Origin of the sequence: Acidovorax sp. SDU_ACID1 (genome assembly GCF_045291395.1) — a bacterium.
Taxonomy (GTDB): Bacteria; Pseudomonadota; Gammaproteobacteria; order Burkholderiales; family Burkholderiaceae_C; genus MR-S7.
Window position 1 is genome coordinate 900,001 of record NZ_CP152342.1, and the last position, 13,593, is coordinate 913,593.

At 63.5% G+C, this 13,593-nt stretch carries 9 protein-coding genes, 2 rRNA genes and 1 pseudogene; all 12 read left to right on the plus strand.

From position 1 onward, the window contains the following. The first annotated feature begins 91 nt into the window (after positions 1-91). The 12 genes and pseudogenes from AAG689_RS04375 (at position 92) to ntrC (ending at position 13,574) form a co-directional block, all read left to right on the plus strand. Positions 92-2,967, plus strand: a 23S ribosomal RNA gene (locus AAG689_RS04375). Between the two features lie 125 nt (positions 2,968-3,092). Beyond that, positions 3,093-3,205: ribosomal RNA gene (gene rrf, locus AAG689_RS04380) — 5S ribosomal RNA — on the plus strand. Positions 3,206-3,270: 65 nt separating this feature from the next. Beyond that, a complete protein-coding gene (locus AAG689_RS04385) occupies positions 3,271-4,008 on the plus strand; it encodes a 16S rRNA pseudouridine(516) synthase (RefSeq protein WP_406624895.1) in 738 nt (245 codons plus the stop codon). A 138-nt stretch (positions 4,009-4,146) separates the two neighbouring features. Continuing rightward, on the plus strand, positions 4,147-5,118 hold the full coding sequence (locus AAG689_RS04390; protein ID WP_406624896.1) for a YncE family protein: 972 nt from the start codon (positions 4,147-4,149) through the stop codon (positions 5,116-5,118). After that, complete coding sequence (locus AAG689_RS04395) at positions 5,105-5,944, plus strand: polysaccharide deacetylase family protein (RefSeq protein ID WP_406624897.1); 840 nt, start codon at positions 5,105-5,107, stop codon at positions 5,942-5,944. The genes AAG689_RS04390 and AAG689_RS04395 overlap by 14 nt, the downstream gene beginning before the upstream one ends. Before the next feature lie 6 nt (positions 5,945-5,950). Then, positions 5,951-6,925, plus strand: a complete 975-nt coding sequence (locus AAG689_RS04400) for a sterol desaturase family protein (RefSeq protein WP_406624898.1) — start codon at positions 5,951-5,953, stop codon at positions 6,923-6,925. Between the two features lie 33 nt (positions 6,926-6,958). Continuing rightward, positions 6,959-7,818: pseudogene (locus AAG689_RS04405) on the plus strand (EI24 domain-containing protein). Further along, positions 7,815-8,636, plus strand: a complete 822-nt coding sequence (locus AAG689_RS04410; protein WP_406624899.1) for a competence/damage-inducible protein A — start codon at positions 7,815-7,817, stop codon at positions 8,634-8,636. Before AAG689_RS04405 ends, AAG689_RS04410 begins: the two are co-directional and overlap by 4 nt. Positions 8,637-8,802: 166 nt before the next feature. Beyond that, positions 8,803-10,218, plus strand: coding sequence for a type I glutamate--ammonia ligase (gene glnA / locus AAG689_RS04415; protein WP_020231072.1), 1,416 nt, complete (start codon positions 8,803-8,805; stop codon positions 10,216-10,218). Between the two features lie 177 nt (positions 10,219-10,395). Beyond that, entirely contained in the window at positions 10,396-10,893 is a 498-nt protein-coding gene (locus AAG689_RS04420; RefSeq protein ID WP_406624900.1) for a hypothetical protein, read from the plus strand. 81 nt (positions 10,894-10,974) lie between these two features. After that, complete coding sequence (gene glnL, locus AAG689_RS04425; protein WP_406626289.1) at positions 10,975-12,006, plus strand: nitrogen regulation protein NR(II); 1,032 nt, start codon at positions 10,975-10,977, stop codon at positions 12,004-12,006. Positions 12,007-12,041: 35 nt separating this feature from the next. Continuing rightward, positions 12,042-13,574 (plus strand): nitrogen regulation protein NR(I), encoded by a 1,533-nt coding sequence (ntrC, locus tag AAG689_RS04430; RefSeq protein WP_406624901.1) that lies wholly within the window; start codon positions 12,042-12,044, stop codon positions 13,572-13,574. Positions 13,575-13,593: the final 19 nt, after the last annotated feature.

Here is a 13,593-nt window from a genome sequence, read left to right on the forward strand (position 1 = left end):
ATTCACATTACGGCATAACGCGCGAGGTGAAAGACCTCGCAAGTCTTTGAACTCAAATGGAGGCTTCTCGCAAGAGAGGTCAAAGTTATAGGGTCAAGTGACTAAGAGCATGTGGTGGATGCCTTGGCGATGATAGGCGACGAAAGACGTGATAGCCTGCGATAAGCTTCGGGGAGCTGGCAAATAAGCATTGATCCGGAGATTTCTGAATGGGGAAACCTACCCGCAAGGGTATCGCTGACTGAATACATAGGTCAGCGAGGCGAACCGGGTGAACTGAAACATCTCAGTAGCTCGAGGAAAAGACATCAACCGAGATTCCGAAAGTAGTGGCGAGCGAAATCGGAGGAGCCTTCTAGTGATAGCACGACTGTTAGCAAAGCGGCATGGAAAGGCCGGCCATAGTGGGTGATAGCCCCGTATGCGAAAACAGACGTGTGGTACTGAGCTAGAGAAAAGTAGGGCGGGGCACGAGAAACCCTGTCTGAACATGGGGGGACCATCCTCCAAGGCTAAATACTCATCATCGACCGATAGTGAACCAGTACCGTGAGGGAAAGGCGAAAAGAACCCCGGGAGGGGAGTGAAATAGATCCTGAAACCGCATGCTTACAAAAAGTCGGAGCCCTTAGGGGTGACGGCGTACCTTTTGTATAATGGGTCAGCGACTTACATTCAGTGGCGAGCTTAACCGAATAGGGGAGGCGTAGAGAAATCGAGTCCGAATAGGGCGTTCAGTCGCTGGGTGTAGACCCGAAACCAAGTGATCTATCCATGGCCAGGATGAAGGTGCCGTAACAGGTACTGGAGGTCCGAACCGACTAGTGTTGCAAAACTAGCGGATGAGCTGTGGATAGGGGTGAAAGGCTAAACAAACTTGGAAATAGCTGGTTCTCTCCGAAAACTATTTAGGTAGTGCCTCAAGTATTACCTGCGGGGGTAGAGCACTGTTTTGGCTAGGGGGTCATGGCGACTTACCAAACCAAGGCAAACTCCGAATACTGCAGAGTACAGCTTGGGAGACAGAGCACCGGGTGCTAACGTCCGGACTCAAGAGGGAAACAACCCAGACCGCCAGCTAAGGTCCCTAAAATTGGCTAAGTGGGAAACGAAGTGGGAAGGCTAAAACAGTCAGGATGTTGGCTTAGAAGCAGCCATCATTTAAAGAAAGCGTAATAGCTCACTGATCGAGTCGTCCTGCGCGGAAGATGTAACGGGGCTAAGCCAGTTACCGAAGCTGCGGATGCACAGTTTACTGTGCGTGGTAGGAGAGCGTTCTGTAAGCCTGTGAAGGTGTCTGGTAATGGATGCTGGAGGTATCAGAAGTGCGAATGCTGACATGAGTAGCGTTAAAGCGGGTGAAAAGCCCGCTCGCCGTAAGCGCAAGGTTTCCTACGCAACGTTCATCGGCGTAGGGTGAGTCGGCCCCTAAGGCGAGGCAGAGATGCGTAGCTGATGGGAAACAGGTCAATATTCCTGTACCGATCAATAGTGCGATGTGGGGACGGAGAAGGTTAGCTCAGCCAACTGTTGGATATGTTGGTTCAAGCCTGTAGTCGTGCCCGGTAGGCAAATCCGCCGGGCTGAGATGAGGGGTGATAACGAGTGTGCTTGCACACGAAGTGAGTGATACCCTGCTTCCAGGAAAAGCCACTAAGCTTCAGCTATTGACGACCGTACCGCAAACCGACACTGGTGCGCGAGATGAGTATTCTAAGGCGCTTGAGAGAACTCAGGAGAAGGAACTCGGCAAATTGATACCGTAACTTCGGGAGAAGGTATGCCGCAAGTAGGTGAACTTGTACAAAGGGAGCCCAAAGCGGTTGCAAAAAATCGGTGGCTGCGACTGTTTAATAAAAACACAGCACTCTGCAAACACGAAAGTGGACGTATAGGGTGTGACGCCTGCCCGGTGCTGGAAGATTAAATGATGGGGTGCAAGCTCTTGATTGAAGTCCCAGTAAACGGCGGCCGTAACTATAACGGTCCTAAGGTAGCGAAATTCCTTGTCGGGTAAGTTCCGACCTGCACGAATGGCGTAACGATGGCCACACTGTCTCCTCCTGAGACTCAGCGAAGTTGAAATGTTTGTGATGATGCAATCTCCCCGCGGAAAGACGGAAAGACCCCATGAACCTTTACTGTAGCTTTGTATTGGACTTTGAACGGATCTGTGTAGGATAGGTGGGAGGCTTTGAAGTGAGGTCGCTAGATCTCATGGAGCCAACGTTGAAATACCACCCTGGTGCGTTTGAGGTTCTAACCTAGGTCCATTAGCTGGATCGGGGACAGTGCATGGTAGGCAGTTTGACTGGGGCGGTCTCCTCCCAAAGTGTAACGGAGGAGTTCGAAGGTACGCTAGTTACGGTCGGACATCGTGACGATAGTGCAATGGCATAAGCGTGCTTAACTGCGAGACTGACAAGTCGAGCAGATGCGAAAGCAGGACATAGTGATCCGGTGGTTCTGTATGGAAGGGCCATCGCTCAACGGATAAAAGGTACTCTGGGGATAACAGGCTGATACCGCCCAAGAGTTCATATCGACGGCGGTGTTTGGCACCTCGATGTCGGCTCATCTCATCCTGGGGCTGTAGTCGGTCCCAAGGGTATGGCTGTTCGCCATTTAAAGAGGTACGTGAGCTGGGTTTAAAACGTCGTGAGACAGTTTGGTCCCTATCTTCCGTGGGCGCTGCAGATTTGAGGAAGCCTGCTCCTAGTACGAGAGGACCGGAGTGGACACACCTCTGGTGTATCGGTTGTCACGCCAGTGGCATCGCCGAGTAGCTAAGTGTGGAAGAGATAACCGCTGAAAGCATCTAAGCGGGAAACTCGTTTCAAGATGAGATCTGCCGGGGCCTCGAGCCCCCTGAAGGGTCGTTGTAGACCACGACGTTGATAGGCTGGGTGTGGAAGGCGTGCAAGCGCTTGAGCTAACCAGTACTAATTGCCCGTGCGGCTTGACCCTATAACTTTGACTGCCCATCCACAGGCGCAGTTCATGACTAGTTATGCCAAGCACGCAATCAAGTTAAAGAGTCGACTCTATGAATTCGCCGCTGTGGCATCGCGCCGCAGCAGCACCAAGTTATGCCTGATGACCATAGCAAGTTGGTACCACTCCTTCCCATCCCGAACAGGACAGTGAAACGACTTCGCGCCGATGATAGTGCGGGTTCCCGTGTGAAAGTAGGTCATCGTCAGGCTCTTACAGCCCAAACCGCCCCCCTGTACCTACGTGCAGGGGGGCGTTTTGCTTTGGAAGGAAAACATGCAGATTCAGGAAATTCTCTATTCGCAGGGTTTTGGTACTCGCCGTGTCTGCGCAGGGTTGATCCAGCAGGGATTGGTGGCTGTTTATCAGAATGGCTCTAGAGAGTCTGCGGTTTGCACGGATGCGGCTGCAGAGTTCGAGGAAGAGGGGTTGATGTTGCGTGTTCAAGGCGTGGACTGGGCGTACCACGCCAAGGCTTACCTGATGCTGCACAAGCCCGCCGGGACGGAGTGTTCCCAACGCCCTTCCGCCTATCCGAGCATCTATACCTTGCTGCCAGCCCCCTTACGCCAACGGCCGGGCAAGGGCGCCGTGAATGGCGTGCAGGCGGTGGGACGGCTGGACCAGGATACGACAGGCTTGGTGCTGCTCAGCGATGATGGGCAGTTCATCCACCGGATGAGTTCTCCCAAGAAGTATGTTCCCAAGGTGTACGAGGTGACGACCAAGCATGCCGTGGAAGCCGTTCAAGTCGAACGCCTGTTGAGCGGCGTGGTGCTGGACGACGATCCCCTGCCCGTGCGTGCGGCAGCTTGCGTGCTGAAAGGGGAGCGGCAGATGGACCTGACATTGACCGGGGGCAAGTACCACCAGGTCAAGCGGATGGTCGCCGCGGTTGGCAACCGGGTGGAGGCACTGCATCGCTCGCGTATCGGCGGCCTGGCGCTGCCCGAGGATCTGCAGCCTGGGCAATGGCGCTGGCTGAATGAGGAAGATTTGGCGCTTTTGAAGTAGGCATGCGCCATACGCAAGAAGGGCGTCAACGCTGCATGCCGTGTTCGCGTTGATGTCGCTGGCGTGCATGTCGTCGCGCCGAGTGATCGTCCGGTTCCGCGGGCGTGTCGTGCCGAAAGGGGCCGGGTGATGAAGGGAATGTACAAGCACATCGTTGGCGCGTGGATTGCCGCGGTGGCGACGCTGGGCGCGCACGCGAATGCGGAGCCGCCGGTTTTCGTGCTCAACTCCCTGCAGGCGGACATCAGCGTCATCGACCCTGCCACCTGGGCGGAAACGGCGCGCATTCCCACGGGCAAGGAGCCTCACCACCTCTATCTCACTCCAGACGAGAAATCGCTGATCGTCGCGAATGCCCTTGGCGACAGCCTCACCTTCGTCGACCCGCGCACGGCGCAGGTGCAGCGCACGTTGCGGGGTATCGTCGATCCGTACCACCTGCGTTTCTCTCCTGACATGAAATGGCTGGTGACGGCGGCGAACCGGCTGAACCATGTGGATTTCTACCGGTGGGACGGCACGGATCTCACGCTGGTGCAGCGCGTGCCCACCAGCAAGACGCCAAGCCACCTGTGGATAGACAGCGGCAGCCGCACGGTGTATTCGACGATGCAGGACAGCGATGAACTGGTCGCCATCGACATTGCTACCCAGAAGATCCGGTGGCGGACCAAGACGGGCGCCATGCCGGCTGATGTGTATGGAAGCCCGGACGGCAAGCAACTGTTCGTCGGCCTCACGGGCAGCGACAGCGTGGAAGTCTTCGACATCTCGGGGGAGGTGCCGCGCAGCGTGCAACGCATCAAGACCGGCAATGGCGCCCATGCCTTCCGTGCAGCCGGCGATGGCATCCACCTGTACGTGAGCAACCGGGTAGCCAACACCATCAGCAAGATCGACATGCGGGCCGGGCGCGTGGTGGACAGCTTCCCCGCGCCGGGCGGCCCGGATTGCATGGATGTCTCGGCGGACGGGCGCTTCCTGTATGTCAGTGCGCGCTGGGCGCGCAAAATGCTGGTGATCGATACCAGCGAGCGCAAGGTGGTCCGTGCCATTCCCGTCGGAAAATCGCCCCACGGCGTATGGACGCTGCGGCATGCTGCGCGCTGAGGTGCTGCGCGGCCTGCAGGCGCTGCGCACACGGTGGCATCGGATTAGTATTGCTGCATTATTGATAGCTGCTGGCGCTTTCCCTGTAAGCGCTATAGCCGAAAATGCCTGTGATTCCACTGTATACCTGACGTTCGACACCGGCCACATGGGAGTCGCGCCCCTGGTGGCAGAGGTGCTGCAGCGCCAACAGGTGAAGGTGACCTTTTTCGCTGCCAGTGAACGCACGCAGACCGGTGGCGGCAGTCTGGATGGGCACTGGGCCGCGTGGTGGAAAAGCCGGGCAGCCGAGGGACATGAGTTCGCATCCCACACGCTGGACCATGTCTACTGGCGGGCCGATGAAGGTTCGGATGGCAAGCCGTCGTTCCGCGTGCGTCCTTCTGCCGGGCCGCAGGCGGGACAGGAGTTCACGCTCACGGGAGCGCAGTATTGCGCGCAGATCGACGCGGCTGCCCGCAGGCTGCGGGACATTACGGGCAAGGAGCCGCTGCCCCTCTTCCGGGCGCCCGGCGGCAAGACTTCGCAGCGTCTGCTGGCTACTGCCCAGGCGTGCGGGTATGCCCATGTGGGCTGGTCACCCGCGGGCTTCCTGGGCGACGAGCTGCCTAGCGAGCGCTACAGCAACCGCGCTCTGCTGGAGCAGGCGCTGCGCACCATCCGCGATGGCGACATCCTGCTGGCGCATCTGGGCATCTGGTCGCGCAAGGATCCGTGGGCGCCGGCTGTGCTGGAGCCCCTCATCAAGGGATTGAAGGAGCGGGGGTTTTGCTTTCGCACCCTGCGCGACCATCCCGGCTATGCTGAATGGATACGGCAACGGTAAGACACCATGGCATGGCTGACCCAACTCTTTGACGCCGCGCAGCAGTGGCTTTTCGAGGCCGTGGTGCAGCCCGTGCTGTTCGCGCTGGGGCAGGCCGGCGTGCTCGAGGATGCCTATGCCGCCACGGGCTGGCTGCTGGTCGGGCTGCTGCAATTGGCGGTGATGCTGGTGGTCATCGCTCCCCTGGAGCGCTGGAGACCGGTGGAGCCGGTGGTGGACCGAGCTGCCATCCGTACCGATGTGCTGTACACGCTCATCCACCGCCTCGGGGTGTTTCGCCTGGTCCTGTTCTTCTCTGTCGAGCCGCTGTGGGACGGCCTGTTCGGTGCGCTGCGCATCCAGGGGCTGAGCACGTTCCAGCTGGATGGACTGTGGCCTGGCGTGACCGACAGGCCCCTGGTGAGCCTGCTGCTGTACCTGCTGGTGTTCGACTGCGCCGACTATGCCATCCACCGGGCCCAGCACCGCTGGGACTGGTGGTGGCGCCTGCATGCGCTGCACCACTCGCAGCGCCAGATGACGATGTGGAGCGACAGCCGCAACCATTTGCTGGACGACCTGCTGCGCGACACGCTCCTGGTCTTCGTGGCGCAAGCCATCGGCGTGGCGCCGGGCCAGTTCATCGCGATCGTGGCGCTCACGCAGCTCAGCGAGAACCTGCACCATGCCAACCTGCGGCTGGGATTCGGTGCGCTGGGCGACCGCCTGTGGGTCAGCCCGCGCTTTCACCGGCTGCACCACGCGATCGGAGATGCAGGCGTGCCTGCCGCGGAGGCCCGCGTCCCGCCAGGCTGCAACTTCGGTGTACTGCTGCCCTGGTGGGACATGCTGTTCGGCACGGCGAATTTCGACCGCCGCTACGAGCCTACGGGCGTGAGCGACCAGGTACGGCCGGGCCCGGACGGACGGTTGCGGGACTATGGCCGAGGGTTCTGGAGGCAGCAGTGGCGCGGGCTGCTGCGCCTGGCTGGGCGCGCCTGAGCGTTGCCTGCAATGGCGCTATGCTTGGCCGGCATGGGACCTCTTCTTGATTCCTTTTGGCGCGCGGCAGGATATTGCCTGGTCCCGCGCGTCGTGGCGCTGTCGCTGCTGCCGCTGCTGCTCATCGCCGTCGTGGCCGCCGCGTGCGGCTATTTCTTTGGGCGCCGGCGGTGGCCTGGGTGCAGGGCGCGCTCGAGAATGCGGACTGGCTCGGCATGCTGTGGGGCTGGCTGCGTGGATTCGGCGCCGGTGACCTGCCGGGCGTCTTGGCACCGGTGCTCGTGGTGCTCGCGGCCACGCCGCTCATCGTCATCGTCTGCGTACTGGCGGTGGCCCTGCTGATGGCGCCGGCTGTGGTGACGCTGGTTGCGCAGCGGCGTTTCCCTGGCCTGGAGCGCAAGCGGGGCGGCTCCTTTCTCGTCAGCGTCTTGTGGTCGCTGGGCTCCACCCTCGCGGCTCTGGTGGCGCTGGCCGTGTCCGTGCCGCTGTGGCTGGTGCCGCCGCTCGTGCTCATCCTGCCGCCGTTGATCTGGGGGTGGCTCACCTACCGGGTGATGGCTTTCGATGCGCTGGCAGAGCATGCCAGCAAGGAAGAGCGCCAGACGCTGTTCAAGCGCCACCAGTGGAGCCTTCTGCTGATCGGCGTGCTCAGCGGCTTCCTGGGTGCTGCGCCAGGCATCGTGTGGGCCTCGGGCGTGGTGTTCGCCGCGGCGTTCTTCGTGCTGGTGCCGATCGCCATCTGGATCTACACCCTGGTGTTCGCCTTTTCCTCCCTCTGGTTCACCCATTTCTGCCTGGCTGCCCTGCAGCGGCTGCGGCAGGAGCGCGGAGAGCCCCTTCCCGCTCCTGCGGATGCGCAGGCGCCGCCCCTGCTCGACAATCCCTCACCATGACGCCTTCCTTCGGTCTCATCATCGTCGGCGACGAGATCCTCTCCGGCAAGCGTGCCGACAAGCATCTGCCCAAGGTCATCGAGCTCCTGGCGGCCCGGGGCCTGGGGCTGGCCTATGCGGACTATGTGGGAGACGACCGGCCCCGCATCACCGCCGCGCTGCGCAAGGCGTTCGCCTCCCCGGACATCGTCTTCAGCTGCGGCGGCATCGGCGCCACGCCCGACGACCATACCCGCCAATGCGCTGCCGCCGCGCTGGAGCTGCCGCTGGCGCCGCACCCCGAGGCGCAGGCCCTGATCCGCGAGCGCATGCAGGACGTGGCGCGCGAGCAGGGCACGGCCTTCGAGCCCGAGCGGCCGGACAACCTGCACCGGCTCAACATGGGCGTGTTCCCGCAGGGCGCACGCATCATCCCCAACCCGTACAACAAGATTCCCGGCTTCTCCTGCGACGGACCGGGCGGCGGCATGGTGCATTTCGTCCCGGGCTTTCCGGTGATGGCCTGGCCCATGGTGGAGTGGGTGCTGGAGCGCTACTGCGCCCGGTGGTTCAACCGCCGGCCGCAGACGGAGCATTCCGTCGTGCTCTACGGCGCGATGGAAGGCGCCCTCACTCCGCTGATGGAGCGCATCGAGGCCGAGCATCCCGGCATCAAGGTCTTCAGCCTGCCCAGCGTGGACCATCCGGTGCACGGACGCCACGTGGAGCTGGGCGTCAAGGGCGATGCAGACAAGGTGCCGGCAGCCTGGCATGCGCTACGCACAGGACTGCACGATTTTGGTGCGACCATAGGCCCTGAAATGGTGCGGCATTTGTGATGGCGGCTGCCATCTAGAATCCGGCACTCTATTGGTGCGTTGTCGCCGAGCTTGCGTCAAAGACCTGCGCGGTTTTACCGCCGGGCAGGGGTGGCGGTGCTGGCATGCAATCTGCTTTTTCTGCCTCGTCATTTTTGATGAGCACTTCTATTCCTGGAGAACCCTGATGGCCAAGACCGTTGCAGACGTGATGAAGATGGTGAAGGAGAACGAGGTCAAGTTCGTGGACTTCCGCTTCACGGACACCCGTGGCAAGGAACAGCACGTGACCGTGCCGGTTTCGCATTTCGACGAAGACAAGTTCACCTCCGGCCATGCGTTCGACGGTTCCTCCGTTGCCGGCTGGAAGGGCATCGAAGCCTCGGACATGCAGCTCATGCCCGATCCCAGCACCGCCAACATCGACCCGTTCTTCGAGGAAACCACGCTGTTCCTGCAGTGCGACGTGGTGGAGCCGGGCGACGGCAAGGCCTACGACCGCGACCCGCGTTCCATCGCCAAGCGCGCCGAGGCCTACCTGAAGGCCTCCGGCCTGGGCGACACCGCCTACTTCGGCCCCGAGCCCGAATTCTTCATCTTCGACGGCGTGCGCTGGAGTAACGAGCCCGGCAAGGTGTTCTTCGAGATCGAGGAATACGAGGCTCCCTGGAACAGCGGCGCCAAGCTCGAAGGCGGCAACCGCGGCCACCGTCCCACCACCAAGGGCGGCTACTTCCCGGTGCCGCCGGTGGACAGCACGCACGACATGCGTGCCGAGATGGTGCTGGTGCTGGAGCAACTGGGCATTCCGGTCGAGGTGTTCCACCATGAAGTCGCGGGCGCCGGCCAGAACGAAATCGGCACCAAGTTCAGCACGCTGGTCGAGCGCGCCGACTGGACCCAGGTCATGAAATACGTGATCTGGAACGTGGCCAACGCCTATGGCAAGACGGCGACCTTCATGCCCAAGCCCTATGCGGGCGACAACGGCTCGGGCATGCACGTGCACCAGTCCATCTGGAAGGACGGCAAGAACCTGTTCGCGGGCGACGGCTACGCCGGCCTGTCGGACTTCGCGCTGTACTACATCGGCGGCATCATCAAGCACGCCCGTGCGCTCAATGCCATCACCAACCCCGGCACCAACAGCTACAAGCGCCTGGTGCCCGGCTTCGAGGCACCCGTGAAGCTGGCCTACAGCTCGCGCAACCGCTCGGCGTCGATCCGCATCCCCTACGTGGCCAACCCCAAGGGCCGCCGCATCGAGGCGCGCTTCCCCGATCCTTCAGCCAACCCTTACCTGTGCTTCTCGGCCCTGATGATGGCCGGCCTGGACGGCGTGGAGAACAAGATCCATCCCGGCGAAGCCGCCACCAAGGACCTGTACCACCTGCCGCCCGAGGAAGACAAGCTGGTGCCCACCGTGTGCCACAGCCTGGACCAGGCGCTGGAATCGCTGGACAAGGACCGCGGCTTCCTGACCAAGGGCGGCGTGTTCTCCGATGCCATGCTCGACGCCTACATCGAGCTGAAGATGGGCGAGGTGCAGCGCTTCCGCATGGCACCGCACCCGGTCGAATACGACATGTACTACTCGCTGTGATTTGCGCGGGAGGCCAATCTCGCTCATGGTAGAAAAAAGGCGGCTGCGAGCCGCCTTTTTGCATCGAGGGCCCGCATGCAATCCCTGCCGGTCCGGGCGGCCGTGATTGGCTGCATGGGGTGATTGGGGGATACTCGACCGCCATGCATGCGGCACGCATGCCCCGTGAGGATTTCCATGAAGAACACATTGCTCGCCTTGACCGCCGCCGTCGCCGCGCTCCAGCCCGCCTGGGCGCAGGACCGCATCTACCGCTGCGGCAACGAATACACCAACAACGCCACGCAGGCCCGGGAGCGTGGCTGCAAGCTCGTGGAAGGTGGCAATGTGACGGTGCTGCAAGGTTCGCGTCCGGCGGCAGCCCCGGCGGCGCCTGCAGGCGGCGGGGGCTCCGCCAGCACTGCGCCCGCGAACACGCCACGCGTGGACACGGCCGACCAGCGCGCCCGCGACGCCGACGCGCGTGCCATCCTGGAGGCCGAGCTGCGCAAGGCCGAAGCGCGCCTGGCCGACCTGCGCCGGGAATACAACGATGGCTCGCCCCAGCGCACCGCGCTGGAGCTGCGCAACCCGCAGGGCTACATTGAGCGCACGGCCGAGCTCAAGGCCAGCGTGACGCGCGCCGAGGCCGACGTGGCCGGCATCAAGCGCGAGCTGGCCCGCCTGAACAAGTAAAACGCGCACGAGGGCACGATCATCCAGCAGCCGCCCACCACTTCCCCGGCGCCCGCGCCGCCGTCCGAGCGCTACCAGGCGCTGGACCTCGTCTCCACGCTGATCGCCGTGCTGCACCCCGACGGCAACACGGCGTTCGTCAATGCCGCGCTGGAAAACGCCTTGGGCCTCTCGCGCCGCATGCTCGAAGGGGCGGACTTTCCGCACTGGTTCACCGACCCCGGCATGCTGCAGCACGCGCTGGCCGGGGCGCGCGGGCAGGACTTCGCCGCGCTGCGCTTCGAGGCCGTGCTGCGCCGCCCGCAGCAGGAGCCGCTGCCCGTGCACGCCAGCGTGGCCGTGGTGGAGCCGGGCGGCGACGTGCTCGTAGAGCTGTGGCCGCTGGAGGCACAGGCCCGCCAGGACCGCGAGGAACGCCTGCGCGAGCAGGCGCAGGCGCACAAGGAGCTGATCCGCAACCTGGCGCACGAGATCAAGAACCCCCTGGGCGGCATCCGCGGCGCGGCGCAACTGCTGGAGATGGAGCTGGACCGGCCCGAACTGGCCGAATACACCCAGGTCATCATTCACGAGGCTGACCGGCTGCAGAGCCTGGTGGACCGCCTGCTGGCGCCGCACCGCCATCCCCACCTGGTGGGCGACGTGAACATCCACGAGGTCTGCGAACGCGTGCGCGCCCTGGTGCTGGCCGAGCACCCGCAGGGCCTGCGCGTGCTGCGCGACTACGACACCTCCATCCCCGAATTCCGGGGCGACCGGGCGCAGCTCATACAGGCCGTGCTCAACATCGTGCAGAACGCCGCGCAGGCGCTGGCCGGGCGCATCGCCACGGGCGACGCGGAGATCACGCTGCGCACCCGCGTGGCGCGGCAGATCACCTTCGGCCGCCAGCGCTACCGGCTGGCACTGGAATTGCATGTCATCGACAACGGACCGGGTGTGCCCGACGCCATCAAGGAGCGGATCTTCTATCCGCTGGTGACGGGCCGGGACGGGGGATCGGGGCTGGGCCTGACGCTGGCGCAAACCTTTGTGCAACAGCACCATGGCTTGATCGAGTGCGAGAGCGCGCCGGGCCGCACCGACTTCCGCATCCTCATCCCGCTGCCCTGAGGTCCGCGACACGCAACAACGGAGCAAAGACTGTAATGAAGCCGATCTGGATAGTGGATGACGACCCCTCGATCCGCTTCGTCCTCGAAAAAGCGCTGGCCCGCGAGAACCTGCCCACACGCAGCTTCACCCAGGCGCGCGACGTGCTCGACGCCCTGGCCGAGGTGGCCGCGGGCGAGGGCGCGCACCAGGGCCCGCAGGTACTGGTGAGCGACATCCGCATGCCCGGCGGATCAGGCCTGCACCTGCTCGAGCAGGTGCGCAAGCAGCAGCCGGGCCTGCCGGTCATCGTCATGACGGCTTATTCCGACCTGGACAGCGCCGTCTCTGCCTTCCAGGGCGGCGCCTTCGAATACCTGCCCAAGCCCTTCGACCTGCCCCGCGCGGTGGAGCTGATCCGCCGCGCCGTGGAGGAGAGCCAGCGCGAGGACGTGGCCGAGCTGCAGCACGCCGCCGCGCCCGAGATGCTGGGCCAGGCCCCGGCCATGCAGGACGTGTTCCGCGCCATCGGGCGGCTGTCCCAGAGCGTGGTCACCGTGCTCATCACGGGCGAGTCGGGCGCAGGCAAGGAACTGGTGGCGCGCGCGCTGCACCGGCACTCGCCCGTGGCGGACGGGCCGTTCATCGCCATCAATACCGCCGCCATCCCCAAGGACCTGCTGGAGTCCGAGCTGTTCGGCCACGAGCGCGGCGCCTTCACCGGCGCGCAGACCCAGCGGCGCGGCCGCTTCGAGCAGGCCGAGGGCGGCACGCTGTTCCTCGACGAGATCGGCGACATGCCGTTCGACCTGCAGACGCGCCTGCTGCGTGTTCTCTCGGACGGCCAGTTCTACCGCGTGGGCGGCCACGCCGCTGTGAAGGCGCACGTGCGCGTGATCGCCGCCACGCACCAGAACCTGGAGCAGCGGGTGAAGGACGGCGCATTCCGCGAAGACCTGTTCCACCGCCTCAACGTCATCCGACTGCGCCTGCCCGCGCTGCGGGAGCGCAGCGAGGACGTGCCCATGCTCACGCGCCACTTTTTGCAGCAGAGCGCGCGCCAGCTCGGCGTGGAGCCCAAGCGCATCTCCGAGGGCGCGCTGGCGCTGCTCACACGCTTCGGCTTCCCGGGCAATGTGCGCCAGTTGGAGAACATCTGCCACTGGCTCACGGTGATGGCGCCGGCCCAGGTGATCTCGCCGCAGGACCTGCCCCCCGAGGTGCTGGACGCCTCCTCCGGCTCCGCGTCCCTGCCGGTGGCGGCTCCGGCGCAACCCGCCGTGCCGGTGGAGGCGCCTCCCTTCGCCCCGGTGCCGGTGGTGGCACCCGCCGCCCCCGCACCCGTGCAGGCCCTGCCGCTGGCCGGTTGGGAGCCTGCGCTGGAAAGCGAGGCGCAGAAGCTCCTGCACGATGGGCTGCCCGACGTGTGGGGTGAACTCTCGCGGCGCTTCGAGTCGCAGCTGATCCGCACCGCGCTGCACCTGACCCACGGGCGGCGCATGGAGGCGGCGCAGCGCCTGGGCATCGGCCGCAACACCATCACCCGCAAGATCCAGGAACTGGGTCTGGATGCACCGGATGAAGGGTGAAAATAGGCTCTAGCGCTTG

Coding starts and splice junctions, on each gene's coding strand:
- AAG689_RS04385 (WP_406624895.1), top strand. CDS start 3,271: ATGCAGATTCAGGAAATTCTCTATTCGCAGGGTTTTGGTACTCGCCGT.
- AAG689_RS04390 (WP_406624896.1), top strand. CDS start 4,147: ATGTACAAGCACATCGTTGGCGCGTGGATTGCCGCGGTGGCGACGCTG.
- AAG689_RS04395 (WP_406624897.1), top strand. CDS start 5,105: ATGCTGCGCGCTGAGGTGCTGCGCGGCCTGCAGGCGCTGCGCACACGG.
- AAG689_RS04400 (WP_406624898.1), top strand. CDS start 5,951: ATGGCATGGCTGACCCAACTCTTTGACGCCGCGCAGCAGTGGCTTTTC.
- AAG689_RS04410 (WP_406624899.1), top strand. CDS start 7,815: ATGACGCCTTCCTTCGGTCTCATCATCGTCGGCGACGAGATCCTCTCC.
- glnA (WP_020231072.1), top strand. CDS start 8,803: ATGGCCAAGACCGTTGCAGACGTGATGAAGATGGTGAAGGAGAACGAG.
- AAG689_RS04420 (WP_406624900.1), top strand. CDS start 10,396: ATGAAGAACACATTGCTCGCCTTGACCGCCGCCGTCGCCGCGCTCCAG.
- ntrC (WP_406624901.1), top strand. CDS start 12,042: ATGAAGCCGATCTGGATAGTGGATGACGACCCCTCGATCCGCTTCGTC.